Annotated in this window: 33 protein-coding genes; 6 read left to right on the top strand and 27 right to left on the bottom strand. The window is 60.7% G+C overall.

The window, feature by feature from the left end; genetic code table 11:
* Positions 1 to 15: 15 nt before the first annotated feature.
* The 22 genes from secY to rpsJ form a co-directional block, all read right to left on the bottom strand.
* Positions 16 to 1347 (bottom strand): preprotein translocase subunit SecY, encoded by a 1332-nt coding sequence (gene secY / locus CGZ88_RS07615; RefSeq protein WP_026644629.1) that lies wholly within the window; start codon positions 1345 to 1347, stop codon positions 16 to 18.
* Positions 1348 to 1691: 344 nt separating this feature from the next.
* Positions 1692 to 2147: a 50S ribosomal protein L15 gene (rplO, locus tag CGZ88_RS07610; protein ID WP_024540958.1), complete on the bottom strand. Its 456-nt coding sequence runs from the start codon at positions 2145 to 2147 to the stop codon at positions 1692 to 1694.
* Positions 2148 to 2149: 2 nt separating this feature from the next.
* The gene (gene rpmD, locus CGZ88_RS07605) at positions 2150 to 2332 is read right to left on the bottom strand and encodes a 50S ribosomal protein L30 (RefSeq protein WP_024540959.1); all 183 of its coding nucleotides are present in this window, start codon (positions 2330 to 2332) and stop codon (positions 2150 to 2152) included.
* Positions 2332 to 3051 (bottom strand): 30S ribosomal protein S5, encoded by a 720-nt coding sequence (gene rpsE / locus CGZ88_RS07600; RefSeq protein WP_034247860.1) that lies wholly within the window; start codon positions 3049 to 3051, stop codon positions 2332 to 2334. The genes rpmD and rpsE overlap by 1 nt, the downstream gene beginning before the upstream one ends.
* Positions 3048 to 3419 carry a 50S ribosomal protein L18 gene (rplR, locus tag CGZ88_RS07595; protein WP_024540961.1) on the bottom strand — a complete coding sequence of 124 codons (372 nt, stop codon included), beginning with the start codon at positions 3417 to 3419 and terminating at the stop codon, positions 3048 to 3050. The genes rpsE and rplR overlap by 4 nt, the downstream gene beginning before the upstream one ends.
* A 1-nt stretch (position 3420) precedes the next feature.
* A complete protein-coding gene (gene rplF, locus CGZ88_RS07590; RefSeq protein ID WP_026644630.1) occupies positions 3421 to 3960 on the bottom strand; it encodes a 50S ribosomal protein L6 in 540 nt (179 codons plus the stop codon).
* A gap of 17 nt (positions 3961 to 3977) precedes the next feature.
* Positions 3978 to 4376 (bottom strand): 30S ribosomal protein S8, encoded by a 399-nt coding sequence (gene rpsH / locus CGZ88_RS07585; RefSeq protein ID WP_024540963.1) that lies wholly within the window; start codon positions 4374 to 4376, stop codon positions 3978 to 3980.
* A gap of 88 nt (positions 4377 to 4464) precedes the next feature.
* Positions 4465 to 4650 carry a type Z 30S ribosomal protein S14 gene (locus tag CGZ88_RS07580; protein WP_004268593.1) on the bottom strand — a complete coding sequence of 62 codons (186 nt, stop codon included), beginning with the start codon at positions 4648 to 4650 and terminating at the stop codon, positions 4465 to 4467.
* A gap of 1 nt (position 4651) precedes the next feature.
* On the bottom strand, positions 4652 to 5236 hold the full coding sequence (gene rplE, locus CGZ88_RS07575) for a 50S ribosomal protein L5 (protein ID WP_095612553.1): 585 nt from the start codon (positions 5234 to 5236) through the stop codon (positions 4652 to 4654).
* On the bottom strand, positions 5233 to 5568 hold the full coding sequence (rplX, locus tag CGZ88_RS07570; protein WP_024540965.1) for a 50S ribosomal protein L24: 336 nt from the start codon (positions 5566 to 5568) through the stop codon (positions 5233 to 5235). The genes rplE and rplX overlap by 4 nt, the downstream gene beginning before the upstream one ends.
* Position 5569: 1 nt before the next feature.
* The gene (rplN, locus tag CGZ88_RS07565) at positions 5570 to 5938 is read right to left on the bottom strand and encodes a 50S ribosomal protein L14 (protein WP_022858223.1); all 369 of its coding nucleotides are present in this window, start codon (positions 5936 to 5938) and stop codon (positions 5570 to 5572) included.
* A gap of 94 nt (positions 5939 to 6032) precedes the next feature.
* Positions 6033 to 6293 (bottom strand): 30S ribosomal protein S17, encoded by a 261-nt coding sequence (gene rpsQ / locus CGZ88_RS07560; protein WP_024540966.1) that lies wholly within the window; start codon positions 6291 to 6293, stop codon positions 6033 to 6035.
* Entirely contained in the window at positions 6293 to 6550 is a 258-nt protein-coding gene (gene rpmC, locus CGZ88_RS07555) for a 50S ribosomal protein L29 (RefSeq protein ID WP_026644632.1), read from the bottom strand. Before rpmC ends, rpsQ begins: the two co-directional genes overlap by 1 nt.
* Positions 6550 to 6969, bottom strand: coding sequence for a 50S ribosomal protein L16 (rplP, locus tag CGZ88_RS07550; protein ID WP_022858220.1), 420 nt, complete (start codon positions 6967 to 6969; stop codon positions 6550 to 6552). The genes rpmC and rplP overlap by 1 nt, the downstream gene beginning before the upstream one ends.
* A 7-nt stretch (positions 6970 to 6976) precedes the next feature.
* Positions 6977 to 7813 carry a 30S ribosomal protein S3 gene (gene rpsC, locus CGZ88_RS07545; RefSeq protein ID WP_026644633.1) on the bottom strand — a complete coding sequence of 279 codons (837 nt, stop codon included), beginning with the start codon at positions 7811 to 7813 and terminating at the stop codon, positions 6977 to 6979.
* 2 nt (positions 7814 to 7815) lie between these two features.
* Entirely contained in the window at positions 7816 to 8175 is a 360-nt protein-coding gene (gene rplV / locus CGZ88_RS07540) for a 50S ribosomal protein L22 (RefSeq protein ID WP_024540969.1), read from the bottom strand.
* A 20-nt stretch (positions 8176 to 8195) separates the two neighbouring features.
* Positions 8196 to 8474 (bottom strand): 30S ribosomal protein S19, encoded by a 279-nt coding sequence (gene rpsS, locus CGZ88_RS07535; RefSeq protein ID WP_022858217.1) that lies wholly within the window; start codon positions 8472 to 8474, stop codon positions 8196 to 8198.
* Positions 8475 to 8489: 15 nt separating this feature from the next.
* Positions 8490 to 9320, bottom strand: a complete 831-nt coding sequence (gene rplB / locus CGZ88_RS07530; RefSeq protein ID WP_026644634.1) for a 50S ribosomal protein L2 — start codon at positions 9318 to 9320, stop codon at positions 8490 to 8492.
* A 36-nt stretch (positions 9321 to 9356) separates the two neighbouring features.
* The gene (rplW, locus tag CGZ88_RS07525) at positions 9357 to 9653 is read right to left on the bottom strand and encodes a 50S ribosomal protein L23 (protein ID WP_026644635.1); all 297 of its coding nucleotides are present in this window, start codon (positions 9651 to 9653) and stop codon (positions 9357 to 9359) included.
* 5 nt (positions 9654 to 9658) lie between these two features.
* Entirely contained in the window at positions 9659 to 10318 is a 660-nt protein-coding gene (gene rplD, locus CGZ88_RS07520; RefSeq protein ID WP_101671497.1) for a 50S ribosomal protein L4, read from the bottom strand.
* A gap of 5 nt (positions 10319 to 10323) precedes the next feature.
* The gene (gene rplC / locus CGZ88_RS07515; RefSeq protein ID WP_026644637.1) at positions 10324 to 10971 is read right to left on the bottom strand and encodes a 50S ribosomal protein L3; all 648 of its coding nucleotides are present in this window, start codon (positions 10969 to 10971) and stop codon (positions 10324 to 10326) included.
* Positions 10972 to 10988: 17 nt separating this feature from the next.
* Positions 10989 to 11297, bottom strand: a complete 309-nt coding sequence (gene rpsJ / locus CGZ88_RS07510; protein WP_004268570.1) for a 30S ribosomal protein S10 — start codon at positions 11295 to 11297, stop codon at positions 10989 to 10991.
* Positions 11298 to 11629: 332 nt separating this feature from the next.
* On the opposite strand from rpsJ, the gene CGZ88_RS07505 reads away from it, so the two are divergent.
* Positions 11630 to 12484, top strand: coding sequence for a YwiC-like family protein (locus CGZ88_RS07505; protein ID WP_243390105.1), 855 nt, complete (start codon positions 11630 to 11632; stop codon positions 12482 to 12484).
* 132 nt (positions 12485 to 12616) lie between these two features.
* Here the strand turns inward: CGZ88_RS07505 and adhE are convergent, their stop codons facing one another.
* Positions 12617 to 15394, bottom strand: a complete 2778-nt coding sequence (gene adhE, locus CGZ88_RS07500; RefSeq protein ID WP_243390104.1) for a bifunctional acetaldehyde-CoA/alcohol dehydrogenase — start codon at positions 15392 to 15394, stop codon at positions 12617 to 12619.
* Between the two features lie 420 nt (positions 15395 to 15814).
* Between adhE and CGZ88_RS07495 the strand changes: the two genes are divergently transcribed.
* Together CGZ88_RS07495 and glgX are read left to right on the top strand one after the other, a co-directional pair.
* Entirely contained in the window at positions 15815 to 16921 is a 1107-nt protein-coding gene (locus tag CGZ88_RS07495; protein WP_051198361.1) for an ROK family transcriptional regulator, read from the top strand.
* A gap of 74 nt (positions 16922 to 16995) precedes the next feature.
* A complete protein-coding gene (gene glgX, locus CGZ88_RS07490; protein WP_101671496.1) occupies positions 16996 to 19617 on the top strand; it encodes a glycogen debranching protein GlgX in 2622 nt (873 codons plus the stop codon).
* 54 nt (positions 19618 to 19671) lie between these two features.
* On the opposite strand, the gene CGZ88_RS08910 is transcribed toward glgX, so the two are convergent.
* The gene (locus tag CGZ88_RS08910) at positions 19672 to 20163 is read right to left on the bottom strand and encodes a hypothetical protein (RefSeq protein WP_133064567.1); all 492 of its coding nucleotides are present in this window, start codon (positions 20161 to 20163) and stop codon (positions 19672 to 19674) included.
* A gap of 135 nt (positions 20164 to 20298) precedes the next feature.
* Positions 20299 to 21408 (bottom strand): amidase domain-containing protein, encoded by a 1110-nt coding sequence (locus CGZ88_RS07485; protein WP_165778735.1) that lies wholly within the window; start codon positions 21406 to 21408, stop codon positions 20299 to 20301.
* Positions 21409 to 21954: 546 nt separating this feature from the next.
* Between CGZ88_RS07485 and CGZ88_RS07480 the strand changes: the two genes are divergently transcribed.
* Entirely contained in the window at positions 21955 to 22629 is a 675-nt protein-coding gene (locus CGZ88_RS07480) for a hypothetical protein (protein ID WP_101671494.1), read from the top strand.
* A complete protein-coding gene (locus CGZ88_RS07475; protein ID WP_051198366.1) occupies positions 22626 to 22913 on the top strand; it encodes a hypothetical protein in 288 nt (95 codons plus the stop codon). Before CGZ88_RS07480 ends, CGZ88_RS07475 begins: the two co-directional genes overlap by 4 nt.
* 399 nt (positions 22914 to 23312) lie before the next feature.
* On the opposite strand, the gene rpsI is transcribed toward CGZ88_RS07475, so the two are convergent.
* Together rpsI and rplM are read right to left on the bottom strand one after the other, a co-directional pair.
* Positions 23313 to 23807, bottom strand: coding sequence for a 30S ribosomal protein S9 (gene rpsI / locus CGZ88_RS07465; RefSeq protein ID WP_026644641.1), 495 nt, complete (start codon positions 23805 to 23807; stop codon positions 23313 to 23315).
* Positions 23808 to 23827: 20 nt separating this feature from the next.
* A complete protein-coding gene (gene rplM, locus CGZ88_RS07460) occupies positions 23828 to 24277 on the bottom strand; it encodes a 50S ribosomal protein L13 (RefSeq protein WP_026644642.1) in 450 nt (149 codons plus the stop codon).
* A gap of 292 nt (positions 24278 to 24569) precedes the next feature.
* Here rplM and CGZ88_RS07455 point away from each other — a divergent pair, with 292 nt between their 5' ends.
* Complete coding sequence (locus tag CGZ88_RS07455) at positions 24570 to 26558, top strand: DUF262 domain-containing protein (RefSeq protein ID WP_165778734.1); 1989 nt, start codon at positions 24570 to 24572, stop codon at positions 26556 to 26558.
* Positions 26559 to 26592 lie beyond the last annotated feature (34 nt).

Genomic DNA, 26592 nt, shown 5'->3' with positions numbered 1-26592 from the left:
TCGCGGAGATGCCGGTCACTTGCCTTCGATATGTTCGTTGTTCTCGAACAGGAATCCAGCGTACTGGTACTGCTCAGTCTGGGCCTTTGCCTGACGCAGCGTGTCAAGTCCGACGCCGGCGATAATCAGGATCGTCGTACCGCCGAAGGGCAGCTGCGTGTTGAGGTTGAGCGCCATGATGAGCACGGTCGGCAGCAGCGCGACGAAGAGCAGGTAGACGGCACCGACGGTGTTGAGTCGGTTGATGACGTACTTGAGGTAACGCGCCGTCGCGTTGCCCGCGCGGATGCCCGGGATGAAGCCGCCGTACTGCTTCATGTTGTCTGCGGTCTCGTCCGGGTTGAACGTGATCTCGGTGTAGAAGAACGTGAAGAACACGATCATCAGCGCGTACAGCAGGATGTACCACAGCGTCGTCGAGTTCGCGAGGTTCGTGTTGATCCACTGCACCCAGCTCGCGTCGGACTTGCCGAACTGTGCGATGAGCGTCGGAATCGCGAGGATCGACGAAGCGAAGATTGGCGGGATGACGCCGCTCATGTTGATCTTGAGCGGCAGGTAGGTCGACGATCCGCCGTACATCTTGCGGCCGATCATGCGGCGCGTGTACTGCACCGGGATGCGGCGCTGCGAAAGCTCGACGTAGTTGACGAAGACCATGATGACGAGCAGGACGCCGGTGACGATCGCGAACTTGCCCCAGTTGCCGTCGGAGCCGTTCGTGCCGTAGCCGATCTGCCACAGCTGCGGCAGGAAGCCGGAGCAGATGGACAGGAAGATGAGGATCGACATGCCCTGGCCGATGCCCTTCTCGGTGATGAGTTCGGCCATCCACATGATCAGGCCGGTGCCGCCGGTCATGACGAGGACCATGACGACGAGCGTCCAGATCGAACCGTCCGGGATGATGTTCGGGCACTGGTAATTGAACAGCGCGCCGGACTTCGCGGTGACGACGATCGTTGTCGACTGCAGGATCGCCAGGCCGATCGTCAGGTAACGCGTGTACTGCGTGAGCTTCGCCTCACCCGACTGGCCTTCCTTGTGCAGCGTCTCGAAGCGCGGGATGACGACGCGCAGCAGCTGAATGACAATCGACGCGGTGATGTACGGCATGACGCCGAGTGCGAAGATGGACAGCTGGAGCATCGCGCCGCCGGAGAACAGGTTGACCAGTCCGATGAAGTTCTCGGAGCCGGTGCTCGCCGTACACGCACGCACGGCCTGCTCGCTGACGCCCGGGGCGGGGATGAACGCGCCGATGCGGTAAATGATGATCATGCCAAGGACGAAGAAGATCTTCTTCCTCAGCTCCTTGGTTCGGAAGGCCTGGATTAATGTCCTCACCTTGGGTTCCCTCCATGTCTCGTACGAACTCTCTCGCACACGGTCGAAAAACACACTCTAGGGGATGAGTTTAGCCCATCGTGTCTACCGGTTGCGTCGTCGCTTCCAAAATCTATAGAATTTCCGCACATTTCGTATACCGAAAACGTTCGCAGTCAGCCGCGATGCGGGCGTCGGCGCCCACAATACGCGCGGTCGGCGGTGCGGATCCGGCCGCATAACGGTTGCAAACACGGTTTGAATGATACGGGTCCGGATAATGATATGGTCCCCTCCCGCGATGCGTGGAGGGGACCATATCGACTAGTCGATCAGGTCGGGGCGCAAGCCCCGGCCGATCTCAATCAGTCTTCGCTGATCGAGCCACCGGCGGCTTCGATCTTCGCCTTGGCGGAAGCGGAGGCCTTGACACCCTTGATGGTGAAGGCCACCGTCGTCTCGCCCTCGCCGAGGACCTTGACCGGACGGTTGGCGCGCACGGCACCCTTGGCCACGAGATCAGCCACGGTGACGTCGCCACCCTGCGGGAAGAGTTCCGCGAGGGTGCTGATGTTGACGACCTGATACTCGGTCTTGAACGGGCTACGGAAGCCGCGGAGCTTCGGCAGGCGCATGTAGAGCGGCAGCTGGCCACCTTCGAAGCCAGGACGGACCTGGTAGCGCTTCTTGGTACCCTTGTCGCCACGACCCGAGGTCTTGCCCTTCGAGCCTTCACCACGACCGACGCGAATGCGATCCTTCTTGGCGCCCGGAGCCGGACGGAGGTCATGCATCTGCAGAATGTTGTTCTCTTCAGCCATGATCACTCAGCCTCCTCGACCTTGACCAGATGACGCACGACGTTGATGAGGCCGCGCGTCGTCGAATTGTCTTCACGGACGACGCTCTGACCGATCTTGCGAAGGGCCAGCGTCTGCACGGTCGCACGCTGCTTCGGGTTCGCACCGCAGACACCGTGCACGAGCGTGATCTTGAGATTAGCCATCACTCACCATCCTTTGCGGCAGCCTGGGCTTCCTCGCGGGCCTTGCGGGCCTCGGCGATGCCGGCCGCACGAGAGCGGAGCAGCGCATCCGGCGCGACTTCCTGCACGGACAGTCCACGACGGGCCGCGATCTCCTCGGGCTCTTCGAGCTGCTTGAGGGCGTCGACGGTCGCGCGAACCACGTTGACCGCGGTCGACGAACCCATCGACTTCGTCAGGACGTCGGTGATGCCTGCGCATTCCATGACGGCGCGCACCGCGGAGCCGGCGATAACGCCGGTACCCGGAGCGGCCGGACGAAGCATGACGACGCCGGCGTGGTCGCGACCGGTGACCGGGTGGGTCACGGTGCCGCGGACGCGCGGAACGTTGAACAGATGCTTCTTGGCGTCCAGCTGGCCCTTGGCGATGGCCGCCGGGACCTCACGGGACTTGCCGTAGCCGACGCCGACGGTGCCGTTGCCGTCACCGACGACGACGAGCGCGGCGAAGCTGAACGTACGGCCGCCCTTGTGGGTCTTGGACACGCGGTTGATCGTCACGACGCGATCGAGCATCTCGTCGCCGCGATTCTCCTCGCGACGGTTGCGACGCTCGCCACGACGGCCTTCGCCACGCTGTCCGCGACGGTTCCTGCGGTCGTCGTTGTTGGACTCAGCGGTTGCCTGAGTGTTCTGAGTTTCTTCAGCCACCTGGGTTTCCTTTTCGTTGTCGCTCACAGTGCCAGACCTCCCTCGCGGGCGCCATCAGCAACGGCTGCGACGCGACCATGGTACATGTTGCCGCCACGGTCGAAGACGACCGCGGTGATGCCTGCATCCTGAGCCTTCTTGGCGATCAGGAGGCCGACCTGCTTGGCCGCTTCGGTCTTCGTGCCCTCGAAGTCGGCGAAATCGCTCATCAGCGTGGATTCACTGACGATCGTCTTGCCGATCGTGTCATCGACGATCTGGGCGACCATGTGACGGTTGGAACGCGTGACCACCAGACGCGGGAGCTCGGCGGTGCCGCTGATGCGCTTGCGGATACGAGCGTGGCGACGCTTCAGAGCGACCTTTTTGCCTTTACCGTAGATCTTGACGCTCATATCACTTACCAGCCTTTCCAGCCTTGCGACGGATGCGCTCGTCCGAATACTTGATTCCCTTGCCCTTGTAGGGTTCCGGAGCACGAAGCTTGCGGATGTTCGCGGCAACCTGGCCAACGACCTGCTTGTCGGTGCCCTTGACGATCACCTGGTTCGGGTTCGGCAGTTCGAACTCGATGCCTTCCGGCGGCTCAACGGTGATGGTGTGGGAGTAACCGAGCGAGAACTCGATGCCCTTGCCCTTCATCTGAGCGCGGTAACCGGTGCCGACGATGTCGAGGCTCTTCGTGTAGCCGTCATGCACACCCTTGACCATCGAGGCCATGATGGAGCGAGCGAGGCCGTGCTTCGCACGGGTCGGGCGCAGATCGTCGTTGGCAGTGACGATGAGCTCGTTGCCTTCGACCTTGGCCGAGATGCCTTCAGGGATGGTGTAGGAGTCGGAGCCCTTCGGTCCCTTGACCGTGAACTCCTGACCGTTGATCGTGATTTCATCGCCCGCCGGAATGGTGATCGGGAGCTTGCCAATATGTGATGCCATTGTTCAGCTCTCCTTTCTCACCAAACGTAGGCGACGATCTCGCCGCCGATGCCCCGGTCGAGGCATTCCTTCTGGGTCATCAGTCCCGAGCTCGTCGAGATGATGGCGATTCCGAGACCACCGAGCGGCATCGGCAGCGCGTCGGACTTCGCGTAACGGCGAAGGCCCGGCTTCGAAATGCGCTTGATGCCCTGGATGGAGCGCTCGCCGTTCGGGCCGTACTTGAGCGTGAGCTCGAGCGTCTGGCCGACACGGGCCTCCTTGGCGGTGAAGTCCGCGATGTAGCCTTCACGCTTGAGGATCTCGGCGATGTTCTTCTTGAACTTGGAGTACGGCATATCCACGGTTTCGTGCTTGGCCGCGCTCGCATTACGCAGACGCGTAAGCATATCTGCGATCGGATCTGTCATTGTCATTTGGGCTAACGCCCTTTCTCGCCGTGGTTTCCGCCGCCCTTGGGACTGGGACCAGTCCTTCAGGGCCGCGGACCTTCAGCGTCGATATTTACCAACTGGACTTCGTGACGCCGGGCAGCTCGCCGCGGTGGGCCTTCTCGCGAAGGCAGATACGGCAGAGGCCGAACTTGCGGTAGACCGAATGAGGACGGCCGCAGACCATGCAACGGGTGTACGCACGCACCTTGAACTTCGGCTTGCGCAGCGCCTTGACCTTAAGACACGTTTTTGCCATTTCAGTTCTCCTTGAACGGGAAGCCGAGCGCCTTGAGCAGCGCATAGGCCTCATCGTCGCTCTTAGTGGTGGTCACCACGGTGATGTCCATGCCGCGCTGGTGATCGATCGAATCCGGATCGATCTCGTGGAACATGGACTGCTCGGTCAGACCGAAGTTGTAGTTGCCCTGACCGTCGAACTGGTGGCCGTTGATGCCGCGGAAATCGCGGATGCGCGGCAGCGCCAGCGTGAGAAGACGATCGAGGAACTCCCACATGCGGTCGCCGCGCAGCGTGACGTAGGCACCGATGGCCTGGCCTTCACGCAGATGGAACTGCGCGACGGACTTCTTGGCCTTCGTGATCTTCGGCTTCTGACCGGTGATCGCGGTGAGGTCACGCACGGCGCCTTCGATGAGCTTGGAGTCGCGAGCCGCGGCACCGACGCCCATCGAGACGACGACCTTCTCGATGCGAGGGATCTGCATCGGGTTGTCGTGCTTGAATTCCTTCTCGAGTTCAGGGACGATGACGTCCTTGTACTCCTGCTTCAGGCGCGGAGTAACAGGCGCTTCGACGGTGATCTCTTCAACCACTTCGCTCATGCCAGCTCCTTTCCTGACTTCTTCGCAACGCGGACGCGCACGGTCTTGACCTTGCCGTCGCGTGCTTCTTCCTTGACGATGACGCCAACGCGCGTCGGCTGCTTGGTCTCGGGATCGATGACCATCACGTTGGAGCGATGGATCGGGGCCTCGACCTCGACGATGCCGGCCTGCTGACCCTGCTGGGTCGCGCGGACGTGCTTCTTGACGATCTGAACGCCTTCGACGATCAGACGGTCATCCTTGAGCACACGCTTGACGGTGCCTTCCTTGCCGCGATCCTTGCCGCGGATGACCTTGACCAGGTCGCCGCTCTTAATCTTGGCTACCATTTCAGATCACCTCCGGGGCGAGGGACACGATGCGCATGAAGCGCTTGTCGCGCAGTTCACGGCCAACCGGTCCGAAGATACGAGTGCCCTTCGGTTCACGGCCGGAGCCGAGAATGACGGCGGCGTTCTCGTCGAACTTGATGTAGGAGCCGTCGGCACGACGGCGTTCCTTGACGGTGCGGACGACGACGGCCTTGACGACGTCGCCCTTCTTGACGGAACCGTTAGGGATCGCGTCCTTAACGGAGGCGACGATGACGTCGCCGATTCCAGCATAGCGTCGCTTCGATCCGCCGAGCACTCGGATGCACAGGAGTTCCTTCGCACCCGTGTTGTCGGCGACATGAAGCCGCGTTTCCTGTTGAATCATTGATTCTCCTTAGCCGAGCTGGTTCTCCCTGATCACCCGGTCCATCCTAGCGTAAGGATGGACCGGGTGAATCAGCGAGCCTTGCCGAACTTTATTACTTAGCGCGCTCGATGATGCTATCGAGACGCCAACGCTTGGTCTTGCTCAGTGGACGAGTCTCCATGATACTCACGAGGTCGCCAACGTGAGCCTCATTGTGTTCGTCATGAGCCTTGACCGTGCGGGTTGAACGGACGACCTTGCCATACAGCGGGTGGGTCGTACGGAGTTCGAGTTCCACGGAAATGGTCTTGTCCATCTTATCGGACACGACATAACCGCGACGAACCTTGCGGGAGTTGCGCTCTTCAGCCATTACTTCTCCTCAGCTTTCGTTTCGGTCGCCTCGGGAGCCTGGCTGATGCCAAGCTCGCGTTCGCGCAGGACAGTGTACATCCTGGCGATGTCGCGCTTGACCGCCTTAAGGCGGGCGGTGTTCTCAAGCTGACCGGTCGCGTGCTGGAAGCGCAGGTTGAACAGCTCTTCCTTGGACTTCTTGAGGAAGCCCTCGATCTCCGCGTTGGTCTTCTCGTTGAGATTCTTCATCGTGTATTCTTCGGATCCGACTGCCATCAGATGTCACCGCCTTCACGAGCAATCACACGGCACTTCATGGGGAGCTTGTCGATTGCGCGGCGCAGGGCCTCGCGAGCGACATCCTCGGAAACGCCACCGATCTCGAACATAACGCGTCCGGGGTGGACGTTGGCGATCCAGAACTCCGGGGTACCCTTACCGGAACCCATTCGGGCGCCGAGCGGGTGCTTGGTGAGCGGACGATCCGGGAAGATCGTGATCCACACCTTGCCACCACGCTTGATGTAGCGGGTCATCGCGATACGAGCCGCTTCGATCTGGCGGTTGGTGACATAGGCCGGAGCCATTGCCTGGATGGCGAAATCGCCGAAGTTGATCTCGTTGCCGCCCTTGGACATGCCATGGCGGTCCGGACGGTGCTGCTTACGGTATTTGGTCCTCTTTGGGATAAGCATCTTCAGCTCACTCCTTAGTTTCCGATGCCGGTGCAGCGGTGGCGTCCTGCGCGACCGGGGCTTCGATCGGCTGATCCGGGCCGGTCTTCACCTGGTTCTGCTGGTTGCCGCGCTGACCATTGCGCTGGCCACGGCGCGGGCGGCGATCGCCGCGACGGCCGTTGCGGTTGTTGCCCTGCTGCGCCTGCTGCTCTTCGAACTCACGCTCGGTCATGTCGCCCTTGTAGATCCACACCTTGACACCGATGCGGCCGTAGGTGGTCTTGGCCTCGAAGAAGCCGTAATCAATGAGGGCGCGGAGCGTCTGCAGCGGGACGCGGCCTTCGCGGTAGAACTCCGAACGGCTCATTTCGGCGCCGCCGAGACGGCCCGAGAGCTTGATACGGATACCCTTGGCGCCGGCGCGCATGGCGTCCTGCTGAGCCTTGCGCATCGCGCGACGGAAGGTCACGCGGTTCGTCAGCTGCTCGGCGATGCCCTGAGCGACGAGCTGGGCGTCCAGCGCCGGGTTCTTCACTTCGAAGATGTTGAGCTGGACCTGCTTGCCGGTGAGCTTCTCGAGCTTGGCGCGAACGCGCTCCGCCTCGGCGCCGCGGCGGCCGATGACGATGCCCGGGCGGGCCGTGTGGATGTCCACACGCACGCGGTCACGGGTGCGCTCGATGATGATGCGGGACACGCCTGCACGCTCGAGATCCTTCGTCATCTCCTTGCGGATGGCGTCGTCTTCGAGCACGAAGTCACGGTAACGTTCGCCGGCCTTGTTGGAATCAGAGAACCACTTCGAACGATGGTCCTCAGTAATGCCCAGGCGATAGCCAAAGGGATTAATCTTCTGACCCATCTTTAGCGGGCTCCTTCCTTGGTGGCGACGACGACCGTGATGTGGCTCGTACGCTTGTTGATACGAGCCGCACGGCCCTGTGCACGAGCGCGGAAACGCTTGAGCGTCACGCCTTCGTCCACATAGGTCTCCTTGATGTACAGGTCGTTCTCGCGGAACGGCTCGCCGGCCTTGTCGGCCTTCACGCGAGCGTTGGCGATGGCGCTCTCAAGGACCTTGAGCACCGGGGTGCTCGCATCCTGCGGAGCGAACTTGAGGATGGTGATTGCATCTGCCGCCTTCTTGCCTCGGATGAGGTTGACCATACGGCGAGCCTTGCGCGGCGTCACGCGGACGTGACGGGCGATTGCTTTAGCTTCCATGTGTCCTTACTCTCCTACTTTCAGCGGCGCGACTTCTTGTCGTCCTTCACGTGACCCTTGAAGGTACGCGTCGGAGCGAACTCACCGAGCTTGTGACCGACCATGGCCTCGGTGACGAACACCGGGACGTGCTTGCGGCCATCGTGAACTGCGAAGGTGTGTCCGATGAAATCAGGGGTGATCATCGAACGGCGCGACCACGTCTTGATGACGTTGTGCGTGCCCTTCTCATTCTGCTCGTCGACTTTCTTCTGCAGGTGGGCGTCGACGAAGGGGCCCTTCTTGATGCTACGAGTCATCTGTTCGACACTCCCTTACTTGCGGTTCTTGCCATTAGGACGACGACGAACGATCATCTTGTTCGAAGCCTTCTTAGGACGGCGAGTACGAACCTCACCCTTGCCCCACGGGGAGACCGGCGGCTTGCCGCCACGGGTACGACCACCATGCGGGTGATCGACAGGGTTCATGGACTCACCACGGGTGATCGGACGCTTGCCCATCCAACGTGCACGACCTGCCTTACCAAGCTGGATGTTGGCGTGGTCGGAGTTGCCGACCTCACCAATCGTCGCGCGGCAGCGGGCGTCCACATTGCGAATCTCGCCGGACGGCATACGCAGCTGGGCGTAGGCGCCGTCCTTCGCGACGAGCTGCACGGCGGCGCCGGCGGAACGTGCGATCTTCGCGCCGCCGAGCGGGCGGAGCTCAATCGCGTGGACCACGGTACCGGTCGGGATGTTGCGCAGCGGGAGGTTGTTGCCCGGCTTGATGTCGGCCTTGGCACCGGTCTCGATGCGGTCGCCCTGCTTGACGCCTTCCGGAGCGATGATGTAGCGCTTCTCGCCGTCGGCGTAGTGCAGCAGCGCGATGCGGGCGGAACGGTTCGGATCGTACTCGATCTCGGCAACCGTCGCCGGCACGCCGTCCTTGTCCCAACGCTTGAAGTCGATGAGACGGTACTGACGCTTGTGGCCGCCGCCGCGATGGCGGGAGGTCATGCGGCCGTACGAGTTGCGGCCGCCAGTCTTGCTGTTCTTGCGTACGAGCGACTTCTCAGGCGTGCGGCGCGTGAGGTCGGAGAAGTCCGACACGGACGCGTTGCGACGGCCAGGAGTGGTCGGCTTATAAACGCGGATAGCCATAATCTAGTTCTTCCTTTAACTTTTGTCGGCTAACCTTCAGTTACCGAAGATGTCGATCGACTGGCCCTCGGCGACGGTCACGATTGCGCGCTTCTCATTGACGCGACGGCCGTAGCCGGTGCGGGTGCGCGTGCGCTTGCCTGCACGGTTGAGGGTGTTGACGTTCGTCACCTTGACCTTGAAGATCTCCTCGATGGCCTGCTTGATCTGCACCTTGTTCGCGTCCGGGGCGACCACGAAGGTGTACTGACCCATATCGGACAGGGCGTAGCTCTTTTCGGAGACGACAGGCTTGAGGATGATATCGTGAGCTGGCTTGTGAACTGCGACCATGAAAATCAGGCCTCCTTTTCTGCCGGCTTCTTCGCCTCGAGGAACGCTTCGTAGCCTTCCTTCGAGAACACCACGTACTGGGCGGTCACCACATCGTAGGTGTTGAGCTGATCGGCGAAGATCGGATGAACGGTCGGGATGTTGCGCACGGAGAGCCACTCGTTGATGTTGTCGCGGGACAGCACGACGGTCGTGAATCCATCGCCGACGATCGGCGTGAGCGCGGCGATCGCGGTCTTCGTCGACGGCTCGGTGATGCCGAAGTCGATGACGGCGACGCGGCCGTTGTTCACACGGTCGGACAGCACGTACTTGAGCGCTGCGGCCTTCATCTTCTTCGGGGTGCGCTGGGAGTAGTCACGCGGAACCGGTCCGTGGACAACGCCGCCGTGGTACCACTGCGGAGCGCGGATCGAGCCCTGACGAGCGCGGCCGGTGCCCTTCTGCTTCCACGGCTTGCGGCCGCCACCGGAGACCTTGGCGCGGTTCTTGACCGCGTGGGTGCCCTGACGCGCGGCGGCGAGCTGCGCGATGACGACCTGATGGATCAGCGGGACGTGCTGCTGGACCTCTTCGGCGGTGAAGCCGAAGAAATCAGCGGGCGCCTCGATCGAGCCAGTGGCCTGGCCCTTGTTGTCGGTGACGTTCAGAGTAACGTTTGCCATGAGTCTCAGGCTCCCTTCACTGCAGAACGGACGAGCACGATGCCACCCTTCGGGCCCGGGATGGCGCCCTTGATGGCGATGACGCCATTCTCAACGTCCGAGGAGACCACGGTGAGGTTGAGAACGGTGTTCGTGGCGTGGCCCATGCGGCCAGCCATGCGCTTGCCCTTGAGGATACGGCTCGGAGTCGCGCATGCGCCGACCGAACCCGGACGGCGTTCGTTCTTGTGGGAACCGTGCGTACGGCGGTAGGACTTGAAGCCCCAGCGCTTGATGGTGCCGGCGAAGCCCTTGCCCTTGGTCGTGCCGGTCACGTCGACCTGCGCGCCCTCCGGGAAGAGTTCGGCGGTGAGTTCCTGACCCGGCTGGAAATCCTCGACGTTGTCGGTGCGGACCTCAGCGAGGTGACGGCGCGGCGTGACGCCGGCCTTCGCGAAGTGGCCGGCAAGCGGCTTGGTGACCTTGCGCGGGTCGACCTGGCCGTAGCCGAGCTGGACGGCCTTGTAGCCGTCGGTCTCTTCGTTCTTGACTGCGGTCACGACGTTCGTGGAGACGTCCACGAGGGTGACGGGGACGAAGAATCCGTTCTCGTCCCAAACCTGCGACATACCGAGCTTCTTGCCCAGCAGTGCGGTGCGCTTGGTGTTCGACATAGCGATTCCTCCTCCCTTTACAGCTTGATCTCGATGTTGACGTCCGCAGGCAGATCAATATGCATGAGGGAGTCCACAGCCTTGGGGGTGGGATCCACAATATCGATGAGACGCTTGTGAGTGCGCATCTCGAAATGCTCGCGGGAATCCTTGTACTTATGCGGAGAACGGATGACGCAGTACACGTTCTTCTCCGTCGGGAGCGGAACCGGGCCAACCACAGTTGCACCCGCGTTCGTCACCGTTTCGACGATCTTCTTCGCCGATTGGTCGATGACCTCATGGTCATAGGACTTAAGCCTGATGCGGATTTTCTGTCCCGCCATTGCCTTCCGCCCTTTCTAGCGATTCGTTGACTATTTACCACTAACCTGCTCAGGGCACCGGCGAAGAGCACCCGGAAGACACACGCCTCCCGGCTGATCCACATCAGTGCATGGCCACGAAGTCCGTCCCTTGCGGAATGACCCGCGCCACGCTCGCTTTTTTGAATTCCAATTATGCGAGCCCTTTTCAGGCAACTGTTATATTCAACCACCAGCCCCCTACATGATGTATCCCGGGCGTGTCGCGACCGAGATATGGGAAAACAGACGCTTCAGGGAAAATCACCGCCACCTTCTGGCGTGCCGAAGTCCGCCCACCTAGGCTGGTGGGCATGCTTCAGACACCTTCCTCCTCTTCAATGATGCCTGAAACGCATGCCGATGCCCGGCCGCGCAGGTCCAAGCGCCATTCGGTCCGCGACTGGGTCTCGACCGAGCCGGGTGCATGGTCGATCGCGCTGTTCCCGTCGCTCGCCGCATGGGCCGCGGCCGGTCCGACATGGGCATCGACATGGCTCGTCGCGCTATGGGCGCTGTGTTACTGCGTGCAGTTCACGGCGGCTCGCTGGTGCAAGTCGCGCTTCCGCAGGCGCTATCTGACTCCGATGGTGACCTATGCGCTGATTCTGGCGGCCGCTGGCGTACCATTCCTCGTCCTGCATCCAGGCATCCTGTGGTGGGCGCCGATCTATGTCGCGCTGTGCGGCGTCTCGCTGCTCGCCTCATGGATGCGGCGCGAACGCAGCCTGTGGGCGAATCTGGTCGCAGTGCTCGCTGCGTCGGCGATGGCGACGGTCATCGCGCCCTTCGGCTCGCGTTGCGCCGCGCCGGCGGCGACCGACCATCTGCCGAGGTTCTACGATCCGACGCTCTTGCCGAGCCTCGGCGTCGAGATCGCCGTTGGCTTCGCGCTCGCATTGTTCGGTTCGGTGCTGTTCGTCAAGACGATGATTCGAGAACGCGGCCGCCGCTCCTATCTGCATGCGAGCTGGACCTACCATGCGATCCTCGTCGCGCTCGGGTTCCTGTGTGATGTGCTGTACGGGGTGCTCGCATTGGCGTTGCTCGCGCGCGCCGTCGCTTTGCCGCTCATCGCGCGGCGCAGAACCGTACCTGTCAAGGTCGTCGGCATCACCGAATCAATCATGAGTCTGCTGATGCTGATCCTGATCCCGCTCGGCGCATGAGGCGCAAACATATAGAACGGTGCAACCATATATATGGAGCGGTTCCCGCCCGATCACTCGGGCGGGAACCGCTCCATATATATGCACAGTCATTTCATCCACAAGTCATCGGCCGCGGCGCGGCCATGACGATCAGATGCGCTGCGAGGCCTCCTCGGTCGCGTTGACGCCTTCGCGCTCGACGCGGATCTTGTGGCCTTCCTGCTGCGAAACGCCGTAATAGGCGGCGATCGCGATGTCCATCATGTCCTGGATCTGCGGGATGCGCGGGTTCGCCGGCGCGCACTGATCCTCATAGGCGCGCATGCCGATCTGCTCGAGGATGCTCCAGAAGTAGTCCTCGTCGACGCCGCAGTCCTGGAAGGACTTGTTCATGCCGAGCTTGTTGTCGCGGTAATCCTCGACGGCCTTCGCGAGGTTCTCGACGCCTTCGGCCGGGGTCTTGCCCGGATCGATGCCGAGGTTCTTCGCGATCTCCTGATAGCGTTCCGGCGCGATGTACTTGCTGTACTTCGGCCACGACGTCGGCTCCTCGGGAACCTGTCCGTTGTAGCGGATGACGTACGGCAGCAGGATCGAGTTCGTGCGGCCGTGCGCGATATGGCACAGCGCGCCGATCGTGTGCGCCATCGCGTGGCACATGCCGAGGAACGCGGAGCCGAAGGCCATGCCGGCCATCGTCGCGGCGTTGTGCATCTTCTCCTGCGCCTTCGTTTTCGCGACGCCCGGCTCGCTGTTGACGGACTCGGCGAGGTTGTCCCAGATCAGCTTGGCCGCGTGCAGCGCCATGCCGTCGGTGAAGTCGTTCGCATAGACGGAGACGTAGGCCTCCATCGAGTGCGTCAGCGCGTCGAAGCCCGCATCGGAGGCGAGACGGCGCGGCTGCGTGCGCGCGAGCACCGGGTCGACGATCGCGACGGACGGCGTGAGCGCGTAGTCGGTGATCGGATACTTGTAGCCGGTCTTGTGGTCGGTGATGACAGCGAACGGCGTGACCTCGGAGCCGGTGCCGGACGAGGTCGGGATGCACACGAGCTTCGCCTTCTTGCCCAGCGGCGGGATCTTGAACGCGCGCTTGCGGATGTCGAAGAACTTCTCGCGCACGTCGGAGAACGCGATCTCCGGGTGCTCGTAGAGCAGCCACATGATCTTCGCGGCGTCCATCGGAGAGCCGCCGCCGACGGCGATGATCGTGTCCGGCTCGAACTCGTCGCGCATCATCGCGGCGCCGCGCTCGACGGTCTCGACGCTCGGTTCCGGCTCGACGTAGTCGACGATGCGGAAAGTGACGCGGTTCGAACGCGCGCGCAGCTGGTCGATGACCTTATCGACGACGCCGAGCTGTTCCATGACCTTGTCGCAAACGATGACGGCGCGTTCGATGCCGTACATGTCGCGCAGGTACTTGATCGCATTCGGCTCGAAGTAGGTCTTCGACGGGATCTTGAACCACTGCATGTTGTTGTTCCTTCGGGCGATGCGCTTGATGTTGAGCAGATTGATGGCCTGGACGTTGCCCGAGACCGAGTTGCCGCCGTAGGAGCCGCATCCGAGCGTGAGCGACGGCGCGATCGAGTTGTAGATGTCGCCGATGCCGCCGAGCGAGCTCGGCTGGTTCCAGATGATGCGGCATGCGTGCATGCGCAGGCCATACTCACGCACGAGGTCGTCGTTGTTCGTGTGGATCGCCGCCGTGTGGCCGGCGCCGTGCTTGAGCATCTCCTCGCACATCTCGAAGCCCTGCTCCTGGTCGTCGAACTTGAGCACGGCGTGCACCGGGGCGAGCTTCTCCATCGTCAGCGGTTCCATTTCGCCGACTTCGGCGCATTCGGCGGCGATCATCGTCGCGTCCTCGGGGATTTCGAATCCGGCCTCGTGCGCAATGAACTGCGGCGACTTGCCAGGCACGACCGAGTTGAGCTTCGGCGTCTTGCCGGAGTAGGCGGTGCAGCCGAACATGTACTGCTCGAGCTTCGCCTTCTCCTCTTCGTTGACGAAGTAGGCCTTGCGGCGCTTGAGTTCCTTGACGAGCGGATCGTAGATGTCCTTGTGCGCGATGATTGCCTGCTCGGTCGCGCAGATCATGCCGTAGTCGAAGTGCTTGGACAGAATCAGGTCGTTCGCCACGCGCTGCACGTCGACGTTGTTGTCGATGTAGGCGGGCGCGTTGCCGGCGCCGACGCCGAGGGCCGGCTTGCCGGAGGAGTACGCGGCCTTGACCATGCCCGGGCCGCCGGTCGCGAGGATCGTCGCGATGCCGGGGTGCTTCATCAGCGCGCCGGTCGCCTCAATCGACGGGTGCTCGATCCACTGGATGCAGTTCTCCGGCGCGCCGGCCTCAATCGCCGCGTCGCGCACGATGCGCGCTGCCGCGACGGAGCTCTTCTGCGCGCCCGGATGGAAGCCGAAGACGATCGGGCAGCGGGTCTTGAGCGCGATGAGCGACTTGAAGATCGCCGTGGAGGTCGGGTTCGTGACCGGGGTCACGCCGGCGACGACGCCGACCGGCTCAGCCACTTCGTCGATGCCGAGCACGTCGTCCTCGCGGATGATGCCGACGGTCTTCTGTCCGGCCATGTAGTTCGTGACGTGCTCGCAGGCGAAGATGTTCTTCGTCGCCTTGTCCTCGACGAGACCGCGGCCGGTCTCGTCGACGGCCAGCTTGGCGAGCACGAGGTGCTTGTTGAGCGCGGCGACGGACGCCTTCGCGACGATGCGGTCCACCGTCTCCTGATCGAGCTTCTCGAATTCGTCGAGCGCCTGCTTCGCCTTCGCGACGAGCGCGTCGACCTCGGCCTGGGCGGCCGCTTCCTTGTCCACAACAGGCGTCGCGGCCGGTGCGCTCTTCGCGGCGTCCTTCACATCCTGTGCAGGGGCCTTCTGCGCATCGTCCTTGCGTGCTTCTGCCATGCGATCCTCCTAATAGAATCTGCTGTCGTGCGTTGCTCACAACGCATTGCCGTCCTCGTCCCGGGGCATGACCGCCACCGCGACGCGGTGATGTACACAATGTATCGAATATCCGTCGACTTGTCAGCATGTGTCGTGTCGCTGCAAACTTGTTCGATTCTGTTCTCTTTTTGTCCGTTATGCTTTCGATATTGACAGATTTCGCGCCGATTTCCCATCAAATGAAACATTTTGTGCGATTTTCCTCCCACGTGAACAACGTCGCCGATCGCCGTCGCGGAGAACTTTCACAAAATCTCTTTACAAATGTCCCGCGCAATCGAAAACTTCTGTAAAATCTATTTATCGAACTAGACGCACTGCACAAGCCATGCAAAGCACACCACGCAGCACGCAAGCAGACCCGAGCAAAGGACACCGATGCCCCACGACGACCACATCCCGACGCTGCCCGACGGCGCCGGCGAGATTCTCGCGCTGCTCTACCACGGCGAGCCACTCGCGAAACGCGGCATCGCGGACGCGCTGCACATCAGCGCGCCAACGCTCAACGCGCGCCTGCGGTTGCTCGAGGACGCCGGGCTGATCGTCGCCGCCGGACACCACGAATCGACGGGCGGCCGCCGCGCGCTCACCTACGCCTTCAACCACCGCCGACGCTGCGCGATTGGCGTCACGATCCGCTCGACCGAGATCGTCTGCATCGCCGTCGGCCTCGACGGCGTCACGATCGGCGAACGCCACACGACGATCGCCGCGCATGCCGACGCCGCCTTCTACGGCAGGGCGGCGCGCATCATCGACGACTTCGCCGAACAGGTCGGGACGGCGGGCACGCCGCCGCTCGGCGTCGGGCTCGCCGTCCCGCGGCACATCAACACGGCGAGCAGCCTCGACTACGCGGCGATCGCCGAACGCATCACATTGCCGGTGACGACGACCGAACGCTACTGCGCGTATGCCTTCGCCGAACTGCGCGCAAGGCCGGCGCTTCGCGACGCCGTCTGTCTGTTCCTCGGCAACCACATCGGCAGCGCCGTACTGCAGGACGGACGCCCCCACACCGGTGCGATCGAGCACATGCCGCTCGACCCGAACGGGCCGCGCTGCGAATGCGGCAACAACGGCTGCCTCAGCGTCTACTGCTCGTCGACGAAGCTCACCGAGGAAGGCGAAAGCCTGCCCGGATTCTTCGGCGTGCTCGAACAGGGCGAGATCCACCATCGCGAGCGCATGCGCGACTGGCTGCGTTCGCTCGCCCATGCGATCGCCGGCGTGCGCGCCGTCTTCGCCGCCGACGTGCTGCTGTGCGGGCCGATCGCCGGGTTCCTCGACGACGCCGAAATCGCCCAGCTCGACCGTCTCGTCGCCGCGCGTCCCTCCGCGTCGCGCACGGCCGCCGGCACCTACGGCGACGACGCGGCGCCGCGCATCGAACGTGGACTGTGCGATGTCTATCAGGACGCCGACGGCGCCGCCTACGCGATCGTGCGCGACCATCTGCGCGCGCTGTCGCTGCTGCGCTGAGCGCACGGCAATCGCGGTGTCCATTCCCCGGCATCGGGCGGCGCACGCCGTATCTGGCCGCCTACAATGATGTCATGCAACTGCCCGAACTTCATCGTTACGCGACGCGTCCAGGCCTGTTCTTCACCGACGACGGCGGCGCTGACGTCGTCGCGCGTTCCGAAACCGCCGACCAGCTGTGGTTCTGCGTCCTCGAGCCGATCGACGAGCCGAGCCGCTTCTACAACGAGGCCGTGCGCATCAACGAGGAGCCGACGCTGCCGTTCATCGAACAGGTACGCCGCTTCCCGATCTGCACGCGCGTGCTCAAATCGCTCGGCGTGCGCGAGACGCTGTTCCGCATGGAAGGTCCGCACTACGGACTGTGGTATCTGCATCTGGACACGGCGTGGGACGGCATGCACTACGGCTACCGCGCCGACGGCGCATGGGATCCACGCCACGGACTGCGCTTCAACCCGTACAAGTTCCTGCTCGACCCCTACGCCAAAGGCGTCGAAGGGTCGATGACGCTCGACCCGGCCGTCTTCGCCTACGACTGCTCGTTCAAGGACGGTCTGATCAAAGGTTCGGCGTGGGGCGCGATGAACACGCTCGACTCGCTCGGCAAGGTTCCGATCTCGGTCGCGACCGACGACCGCGACGTGACGAAGCACGATGCCGATCCTTCGCACCCGCACGTGCCGTGGAGCCGCACCGTCATCTACGAACTGCACGTCAAGGGCTTCACGGCGAAGGCACCGTGGCTTCCCGAGGAGCTGCGCGGCACCTATGCGGGGCTCGCGCATCCGACGACGCTCGCCTATCTGCAAGGCCTCGGCGTCACGTCGATCGAGCTGATGCCGATCATGGCGAAACAGTCCGAGGTCTTCCTGCAGGAGCGCGACCGCGCGAACTACTGGGGGTACTCGACGCTGAGCTTCTTCTCCCCCGAACCGTCGTACGCGACGAGGACGGCGCAGCGGCGCGGCGCCCGAGCGGTGCGCCACGAGGTCATCGAAATGGTGCGCGCGCTGCACGGCGCCGGCTTCGAGGTGATCATGGACGTCGTCTTCAACCACACCTGCGAAGGCGGAAACGCCGGGCCGTCCGTGTGCTGGCGCGGCCTCGACAACCTCACGTTCTACCGTCAGCAGCATCAGGGCGGCGAACTCGAGGACACGACCGGCTGCGGCAACACGATCGACTTCACCGACACGCACAACATCACCTTCGCCGTCGATGCTCTCAGCTACTGGGCGAAGCGAATCGGCATCGACGGCTTCCGATTCGACCTCGGCGTCAGCCTCGCGCGGCTCAATGGGTCGTTCACGCCGTACCACCCGTTCCTGTACGCACTGCGCTCGGAACCGTTGCTCGGCAACCTCAAGCTGATCATGGAACCGTGGGATCTGGGCGAGCAGGGATGGCGCACCGGCCAGTTCCTCTCCCCCTTCGCCGAATGGAACGACCGTTTCCGCGACGCGACGCGCAGATTCTGGGTGCGCGAGGTCAACGACGGCGCGCGTGAAGGCGTCGGCATGCAGGAGATGGCGACAAGGCTGTGCGGATCGGCGGACCTGTTCGCGACCGATCCGGGACGCGGCGCGACGTCGTCGATCAACTTCGTGACGGCGCACGACGGCTTCACGCTCGCCGACCTCACGCAGTACTCGTCGAAGCACAACGAAGCGAACGGCGAGCACAACAACGATGGCGCGAACACCAACAACTGCGCGAACTTCGGCGTCGAGGGGCCTTGCGACGATCCGCATGTGACGCTGCTGCGCGAACGCGCGCGCATGAACATGCTCGGCACACTGATGCTCTCGCTCGGCACGCCGATGATGCTCGCCGGCGACGAGTTCAACAACTCGCAGGGCGGCAACAACAACGCGTACTGCCAGGACAACGACATCACCTGGCTCGACTGGGATTGGATCCTGCCGGAGACGAAGACACCCGAATACATGCGGATGGAGTCGATCTCAAGACTCATCGCGGTGCGCAAGTCGCTCGACATCTACAACCACGAGGACTTCTTCACGCGGCTGAGCCAGCTGGGGCTGCTCAAACCGTCGAGCCGCATCCAATGGCTGCTGCCGGACGGCACGACGCCGATGGAGCGCGACTGGTTCGACACGTCGCTGCGCTCGTTCACGATGCGCCTGCTGAGCAAGGACGAACTCGACGTCGCGATCGTCGTCAACGGCGGCGACAAACCGCTGCACTTCCACATGCCCCCGGATGCGCATTGGGACGTGCTGTGGTCGTCGGCGGAGACGACCGGCGAGCGGCCGTGCCCGGGCATGCATGAGGAACGGTTCACAGTCACGCTCGAGAAGTCGTTCTGGGTCGACCGCGCGATGCGCCGGCAATGCGACGCCGACGAGACCTTCACGCAGATGATGGAGCATGCGCAACGCAACGCCGCCGAGCGGGACGGAGCCACCGTGGTGAGCGGCGCGGCCAGATCGGGTCAATATGTACCGAAATCGGCGCGCATAAGCGCCTCGAACTGGGTGATGCGCGCGACCAGCCGCGGGGACGCAGATCCGACGACGCTCGGACTGCCGAGGATCGGGCACGCGATTCGCAAGAACGTGGCCGATCGGCGACGCCGTCGTCGCCGATCGGCCACGTCGATGCCGGCCGCCACGGCGCTCAGGCGGACGCCAACGGCGTCGGAACCCACATCTGGACCTTCCCCGCGCTGAGCATCAGCATCCTCATGCAGCAAAACCCTTTCGGCAACGAATAATGGCGATGCTTCACTGAGTGAAAATCTCAGGATACATCGGAACATGGTTCTGGGGGCCATCGACTATGATGCCGAGCGCTTCAGTCGACCATTTGATGGCATCGACTTGTCGTTGCTTGAGTTCTCTGGACATTGTATAGGATCTGATTATCCCAGCGATTTGGTTTCCTATAAAGGGTGATAAGGCTTCAGATTTCTGCTCATCATAGTATTGGTCTATATTGAAAGGCTCCGGTGCATCAAGGCGTCTCAGTTTCTCTTGAACTTCTTGCGGCTGTTCGGCAATCAGATCCTTGACATAGTTGACGCAATGACCAACCTGATCCATTTTTTGTGCATCATGAGATAATAGACTATATTCAATGCAGGAAATGCCGAGCAATATAATCCATGCACAACAGTAACCCAATATCACTACAACCATTTTCGAGATCAAGGTGCTTCGAGTTGTGCAAATCCGAGGGGTATCCTCATCTGTCTTCTCTACATGATGCTCGCTCAACACACACTCCTGTTATATAAAAATACGTCAAATGTTTATGTTCATCATGAAGGAGTTTGCAACACACATCAAACACATATACTACTATTTGACATATTAAATATACCGCAACATTACTTCGTTTCTAAATTATTCTTAATATCTCAACTGCAAACCATACCATTTTGCACCATGAGCATCTTTAAGAGTATTTTGAAAATCCCAATCATGCCTATTCACTGATTTCTGGCAAATAATAGGGTATGCGTCTACCACCCTCCCATTATCATCTCTTATGACTTTACTGCCCACAACAACCATTGCATGATCGATATGCCCGTCATTCTTCCCTTCTTCCTGCCAGTCGGCATATATTAACGAACCTGCACCAAGACGGTGATAGTTGTTCTCCACATCAAAAATATTTGAATAATTCTTCATATAACGATAATTATTATCAGCGGCACCCCACGTAAAGGAAGTGAAATAATTATGAGGCTGCTTCTTAAATCCCCATCGGTCATCACTTTTGTAATTATGTATGTCTATATCGGTTGCAGGTAAGCCTCCTACATGCAAAACTTGAGAGACAAAATACGTGCATTGAGCACCAGTACAAAATGGTCCAGCAGGATCACTTGGATATTCAGGATTCGTACAATTGCTACCATTTTCTGTCCATTTTTCAGCGTACGTCACAGCTGTGAGATAATCAAACCCTGCCTTTGACTCCATTGCCGCAGAAGGTGCCGCGCTCTCCTCAGTCTGTAGGATAAAAGGAGCATTGTGTGAAACCATTTTAATATCTACCTGTGAGTCCGCAGCTCCAATGATTTCATCTGAAATAATCCGATAACCTGTTTGAACATTTACATCTTTTGCGAGTGTGAGCCTGTGCATATCAGTTGCAGAACTATCTAACACATCACGCTCTTCGTCACCAATAGTAATAGTAACGTTTTTGTTTGGCCTTTGATGTAGAATCGTAGTGATGTCAGCCACGACAGAGTACTCGCCATCATGATCTTCGGCTTTTAATATATTTGCCTTAACTTCCGCACTATCAATTGTCATTGTATCAGGTGTCGCAAACTTATTATAACCATTTTCTTCAGCGAGTTTTTGTTGCGTCGAAGACTCTGACCGAAGCCTTGACCGACTAAACGAATAGGTGCTCTGTATCTGACTGGTGTATAGGTTGACGGTTTGTTCTATTTTTTCTTCAGTATCAGCGAAGGCCTCAGCCGGAGTATAGATAGTGAACATAATTACACCTACGGCAAGACAGAATCTGAAAGCCTTTCTACTTGGCATTATACCCCTTCCCTTGTTTTATACGATAGCATGATTATACTATAGGATATATCCACTATAGATTATTCATATTTCATATACTGAGATAAGAACATAACTGTGTCCCTTGAATCAATATATATCAATATCTTTCATACGATATACTTTTATTAGGGTTATACGCCAAAAGATGTGTCTTTAATCTGAGCTGATGCCTTTTGCCGATTGGCGTGTCGGGGTGTTCATGATGTGTCCGGTCATTATGGCGCCCGGCCGTTTCGTGTGTCCGAAATGATTCCGGAGCTGTTCTCCCGCTTGGTGTCCGCGTCGGTTCATGATCGCGTTGGTCGACTGGTGCCATGCAACGACCGAAATGTTCGTCCCGCGGAAGGACGATGAAGAAGAACGGCAGGACCTCCGGCGGCAAGATCAGGTACCGGTGCGCGGGCTGCGGCGCGAGTACAAGCGCGAACCCGGACAACGAAGGCCAAGGACCCGTGCACCGCGCTGGACCGGCTCATGTCCAAGGACGCACTCGAGACGCATCATCTGCCGGCGCGTACGCCGCAACGCAAGTGCGAGCCGATGTGGAGCCTGATACCGCCCGTACCCAGAGACGGCGTCGTGCATGCCGCGCCGCACCTCGACGGCATCCATCCGGGTCGCGACGCGGTCGCGCCCATCGCCGTCGACGAGACCTCGCACGTGGCGGGACGGCATGTCGCGCGCAGCGAGACGTCCGCCGCATGGAAACGCCTCCTGCCGCGTCCGGCGCCGCCCGACACGGTCGTGTGCGACGGAGGCGGCGGACCGCTCAAGGCACTGCACGAGACATGGCCCGAGACGCCCGCGCAGCGCCGCCTGTTCCACATCTGCATGAACATCACCCGACCGGCCGGCAGGCATCCCCGCTACGAGCCGTCCAAGCAGCTGCGGAATCCGGCGATCGCACCATCGAAGGCGCACGACCGGGAAACGGTCGACGAGTGGGGCAGGAACCGGCCGAGATGGGAGGCCGCATGCAACACGTCCATCGACGAACACCGCCGCAACGCCGACGGGCGCGAACACGACGCACATGAGCGTCTCGCCAAAGCCAGGCGCATGCCGCGCAGGCTCGTCGTCAAGGACCAGATGCTCACCTTCCCAGGATCGGGGACATCCCCACGACCAACAACCGCATCGAAAGCATGAACTCACTGATCCGCGCCATGCCGCGCCGGCACGGAGGCCTGAGTCCGGAACGTCGGATCAGGGCCGTGTGCCGGTGGCGCCACCGGCACACCATCTGCCCCGAAAGCCGCGAATGGCTCGTCAAGCATGCCGTCACCGACGAACAGCTCGACCAGTGGTACGAGAACGCATGGCAGAACGATCCCCGGACCTTGCACGACCAGACCGGCATGCCGCAGCGATACGGCACAGGCATCGAACGGAACGACCTCCACAAGAACACACCGTGGCAGGACAACAACTAATCAAAGAGGACACACATTTTGGCGTTTAACTCTTTTATTATTTATAGACTGAAAGAGTTGATACTCTATATACTCACGATTATTCTCAATACTGTAGCTAAATGATGATGCGCCGGTAAGCTCCATGTGCCATGCTAGAAATCATTACCGCCAGATGTTTCGACGCGTTCCATATAGTTCTCGGTGCACGATTCCGCACTGTTGATTGCATACGCCTGCAGTTGTAGAACTATCCTCCAATGGCGCTGCATGCTCTCTGTGCCACTTGTATTGTAGAGGTTCTCTGACTCGTCCAGCAACAACCACCGCCGCTTCGCAAATCGGTACCCCGCATATACAGCAAGCAGGCCACCCGCTATGCGGATGGCCTGCAGGATTGCGAGCAATGGAACGCGCAAATTAACGCTTCGAGAACTGCGGTGCGCGGCGAGCCTTGTGCAGACCCGCCTTCTTGCGCTCGACGACGCGCGCGTCGCGCGTCAGGAAGCCGGCCTTCTTCAGGGCCGCACGGTTCGCGTCGCGGTCGATCGCGTTGAGCGCGCGGGCGACGCCGAGGCGGATCGCGCCGGCCTGGCCGGTGGTGCCGCCGCCGTCGACGAGGACGACGACGTCGAACTTGTTCTCAAGCTTGAGCAGGACGATCGGCGAGTTGACTTCACGCTGCTGCAGCTTCGACGGGAAGTACTCCTCGAGCGTACGGCCGTTGATCGTCCACTTGCCGGTGCCCGGAACCAGACGCACGCGGGCGACGGCTTCCTTGCGACGGCCGGTGCCGTAGCCCGGGGCGATCGCGGAGGTGCCGGTGCCGGCGCCGGAGTTGGTCTCGGTGGTGAAGGCGACGGTGTTCTCAGCCTCGGTTTCCTGAACCGGGGAGTTGTTGGTGTTTTCAGCCATGATATCTATCTCCTAACGGTTCACTTTGCCTGCTGCGAGACCTGATCGATCTCGAAGACCTGCGGCTGCTGGCCGGCGTACGGATGCTCCTCGCCAGCGAAGACGCGCAGACGGGTCAGCTGGACCTTGGCGAGCTTGTTCTTCGGCAGCATGCCCTTGACGGCGTGCATGATGATGCGCTCCGGCTTGTTCTTGAGCAGCTCGGCATAGCTGTCGCGGCGCAGACCGCCGGGACGACCGGAGTGGGAGTAGAGTTCCTTGTCCATCTTGTCACCGGTCAGCGCAATCTTGTCGGCGTTGATGATGATGACGTAGTTGCCGGAATCGGCGTGCGGAGCGAAGGACGGCTTGTTCTTGCCGCGCAGCAGGTTCGCCGCGGCGACGGAAAGACGGCCGAGCACGACGTCGGAGGCGTCGATGATGTACCAGTCGTGAGTCAGATCAGCTGGCTTCGGTGTGAAAGTTTTCACGATATACCTTTTCTTTGTATTGTGTTCCGGACTTCCCGGACATGCTTGGTTAGGGCGTCTCCGTTCGGTCTCATTACCGTGGGCTCCCTGAAAGTCCTTATGGCGAGTGGGAAAGCGCTTTGAAGGACCCCGTAGGGAAACACAACAATCCTCTAGTATATCGGCTGTCTTGACAATGCTGGGCCCGCGACGCGCGGGGGATGCGACGAAACACCGACAACAGGACAAAACCGCGATGTTGAGTGATCATGGATCTGAACCATGTTGGGGACATCGATCAATGGAGGTCGTCATGAACATAGTGGCGAAGAGCCGATCACTCGCAGAGACGCTGAGGATGGATAGCCGGGAGCATTACAGGATCCCGCCGTATCAGCGGCCGTACTCATGGAAGAACCAGCAGATCGATCAGCTGTTCCAAGACATCTGCGCAGAGGACAACGGTTATTACATCGGCAACATCCTGGTCGCCACGCAGGAGAAGGAGAACGATCCATCCGGCGCGACCTACGAGGTCATCGACGGACAACAGCGTCTCACGACCCTGTCCCTGTTCCTGCTGGCGCTCTGGGAGATTTGCATCGAGTTCAGGGACGACGACGCTGTAGCCAAGGAGGATCGACGACGCGCGGAAAAGATGAGCACCCGTATCTCGTGCCGCCTGATCGTGGATGACAATGTGACAAACCCACGTCTGCAGCTGCTCCGCGATGACGCGGTGATCTATCAGGAACTCATCCGTTGCATCCATGCGCGCGATGAAGGCAAAGTGGAAAATCCCCGCGTCAAGAGGAACCGCGTGTTCATGAAGCGCTACCGCCACGTCTTCGACACATTGAAAGACAAGGACACCTTCCCGGATATGGAGGCGATCTCAGACTTCTACGACAAGCTCATGGATCTGATGATCCTGCAGATCGAAGCGCCGAACATCGGTGACGCCTTCAACATCTTCTCCTCGCTCAATTCGAAGGGGCTGCCGCTGACGCTCGTGGATCTGCTCAAGAGCGAGTTCCTGAGCATGGACAGCAACCAAAATGATACGCAGCGGGAATCTTCGCTCGAGACGCGCTGGGAGGAACTCGCTGGGATCTTCACGAATGCTGACGGCGATGTGGACTCAAAGGCGTTCACGCAGTTCTTCCTCAACAATTACGACGCCTTCGAAAGCAGCGCAAAGGGGTCGGTGACGAAAGGCAAGGCGTTGTACCGGTATCAGGATGTGCTCAAGCGCAAGCGATCCGCATCCCGACTGGGCGGCCGCACCTATATGCAGGCGATGATCGGCCGTGCACGTGCATATGCCACCATCATCCGCCTCTTCGACGAGTCCGGCGCATCCAGCGGCAACGCCCTGCTCGATGACCAAGAGATCCAGCAGCTGCTGCAGGACCTCAAGCAACTGGAATCGACGCAGGCTTATCCACTGCTGCTGTTCCTGTTCGTCAAGGCCGACGACCTGCAACTCGATAAGGATAAGCTGTCCGTGATCCTGCGCGCGTTCGTGACGTTCTACGTGCGGCGCAACATCGCGGAGTATCCGAAGTCGTCGAACATCCGCGCCAAGCTCATCGGCCTCATCCGCGCCATCGACGGCACGGACGACTCGCTGCGTGGCGAGGACATCGTACGCGCCATCGTGCATACACTGAAGGACATGAGCAGGAACGACGAAGATTTCGGCGAAGAGATCCTCAAGCGTCCGATCTACGATCAGAACGCGAAAACCACGCGTTTCGTACTCATCGATCTGGAACATGGACTGCAGCGGAGCAACCACGTCAGCCTGTCCACGAAGGCGCGCCCTCTCGATCTCGACGACAGACTCCCCAACGGCAAGCCGCGTTGGACGATCGAACACATCCTCCCCGAAGGTGATCTGCCCGAACACTGGAAGGAACGGATCTCCCCCGACGATCCGTCTATCGCGAATGATCTCAAAGACGAGTACACCCATCGTTTCGGCAATCTGACGCTCACCGCGTACAACGAGAACATGCAGCAAAAGCCCTTCTCCGTTTCCGAGCACCCGGTCTCCGAGAACGACACGCATTACGACCTCTCAAAGCGCGACTATAAGGACAACGGCGAATACGTCGGCCTGCGCAGCCCATTGCAGATCAACACGAGCATCCCGGAAGAAGGCGAATCCATCGAGGACAAGGAATCCTGGACGGTCCACGACATCAAGCGGCGTTCTGAATGGTTCCGCGACGAGATGCTCAAGCGTTACCGCTTCCCCGACGCCCCAGAGGTCCCAGACGTCCCAGACGCCAACTGAGCATCGTCAAATCATAACGACGCGACGCGTCCCG

The sequence above is a fragment of the Bifidobacterium anseris genome (assembly GCF_002860345.1).
Lineage (GTDB): Bacteria > Actinomycetota > Actinomycetes > Actinomycetales > Bifidobacteriaceae > Bifidobacterium > Bifidobacterium anseris.
This window is presented reverse-complemented; position numbering and strand designations above follow the sequence as displayed.

Bases quoted from the DNA above. Each gene is read 5' to 3' on its own strand.
- rplO (WP_024540958.1), bottom strand. From the start codon at position 2,147: ATGGCTGAAGAGAACAACATTCTGCAGATGCATGACCTCCGTCCGGCT.
- rpmD (WP_024540959.1), bottom strand. From the start codon at position 2,332: ATGGCTAATCTCAAGATCACGCTCGTGCACGGTGTCTGCGGTGCGAAC.
- rplR (WP_024540961.1), bottom strand. From the start codon at position 3,419: ATGAGCGTCAAGATCTACGGTAAAGGCAAAAAGGTCGCTCTGAAGCGT.
- rplF (WP_026644630.1), bottom strand. From the start codon at position 3,960: ATGGCATCACATATTGGCAAGCTCCCGATCACCATTCCGGCGGGCGAT.
- rpsH (WP_024540963.1), bottom strand. From the start codon at position 4,376: ATGACAATGACAGATCCGATCGCAGATATGCTTACGCGTCTGCGTAAT.
- CGZ88_RS07580 (WP_004268593.1), bottom strand. From the start codon at position 4,650: ATGGCAAAAACGTGTCTTAAGGTCAAGGCGCTGCGCAAGCCGAAGTTC.
- rplE (WP_095612553.1), bottom strand. From the start codon at position 5,236: ATGAGCGAAGTGGTTGAAGAGATCACCGTCGAAGCGCCTGTTACTCCG.
- rplX (WP_024540965.1), bottom strand. From the start codon at position 5,568: ATGGTAGCCAAGATTAAGAGCGGCGACCTGGTCAAGGTCATCCGCGGC.
- rplN (WP_022858223.1), bottom strand. From the start codon at position 5,938: ATGATTCAACAGGAAACGCGGCTTCATGTCGCCGACAACACGGGTGCG.
- rpsQ (WP_024540966.1), bottom strand. From the start codon at position 6,293: ATGGCTGAAGAGCGCAACTCCCGCAAGGTTCGTCGCGGTTATGTCGTG.
- rpmC (WP_026644632.1), bottom strand. From the start codon at position 6,550: ATGGCAGTCGGATCCGAAGAATACACGATGAAGAATCTCAACGAGAAG.
- rplP (WP_022858220.1), bottom strand. From the start codon at position 6,969: ATGCTTATCCCAAAGAGGACCAAATACCGTAAGCAGCACCGTCCGGAC.
- rpsC (WP_026644633.1), bottom strand. From the start codon at position 7,813: ATGGGTCAGAAGATTAATCCCTTTGGCTATCGCCTGGGCATTACTGAG.
- rplV (WP_024540969.1), bottom strand. From the start codon at position 8,175: ATGGAAGCTAAAGCAATCGCCCGTCACGTCCGCGTGACGCCGCGCAAG.
- rpsS (WP_022858217.1), bottom strand. From the start codon at position 8,474: ATGACTCGTAGCATCAAGAAGGGCCCCTTCGTCGACGCCCACCTGCAG.
- rplB (WP_026644634.1), bottom strand. From the start codon at position 9,320: ATGGCTATCCGCGTTTATAAGCCGACCACTCCTGGCCGTCGCAACGCG.
- rplW (WP_026644635.1), bottom strand. From the start codon at position 9,653: ATGGTCGCAGTTCACAAGCCAGCTCACGATATCATCCTCAAGCCTGTC.
- rplD (WP_101671497.1), bottom strand. From the start codon at position 10,318: ATGGCAAACGTTACTCTGAACGTCACCGACAACAAGGGCCAGGCCACT.
- rplC (WP_026644637.1), bottom strand. From the start codon at position 10,971: ATGTCGAACACCAAGCGCACCGCACTGCTGGGCAAGAAGCTCGGTATG.
- rpsJ (WP_004268570.1), bottom strand. From the start codon at position 11,297: ATGGCGGGACAGAAAATCCGCATCAGGCTTAAGTCCTATGACCATGAG.
- CGZ88_RS07505 (WP_243390105.1), top strand. From the start codon at position 11,630: ATGCTTCAGACACCTTCCTCCTCTTCAATGATGCCTGAAACGCATGCC.
- adhE (WP_243390104.1), bottom strand. From the start codon at position 15,394: ATGGCAGAAGCACGCAAGGACGATGCGCAGAAGGCCCCTGCACAGGAT.
- CGZ88_RS07495 (WP_051198361.1), top strand. From the start codon at position 15,815: ATGCCCCACGACGACCACATCCCGACGCTGCCCGACGGCGCCGGCGAG.
- glgX (WP_101671496.1), top strand. From the start codon at position 16,996: ATGCAACTGCCCGAACTTCATCGTTACGCGACGCGTCCAGGCCTGTTC.
- CGZ88_RS07485 (WP_165778735.1), bottom strand. From the start codon at position 21,408: ATGTTCACTATCTATACTCCGGCTGAGGCCTTCGCTGATACTGAAGAA.
- CGZ88_RS07480 (WP_101671494.1), top strand. From the start codon at position 21,955: ATGTCCAAGGACGCACTCGAGACGCATCATCTGCCGGCGCGTACGCCG.
- CGZ88_RS07475 (WP_051198366.1), top strand. From the start codon at position 22,626: ATGAACTCACTGATCCGCGCCATGCCGCGCCGGCACGGAGGCCTGAGT.
- rpsI (WP_026644641.1), bottom strand. From the start codon at position 23,807: ATGGCTGAAAACACCAACAACTCCCCGGTTCAGGAAACCGAGGCTGAG.
- CGZ88_RS07455 (WP_165778734.1), top strand. From the start codon at position 24,570: ATGAACATAGTGGCGAAGAGCCGATCACTCGCAGAGACGCTGAGGATG.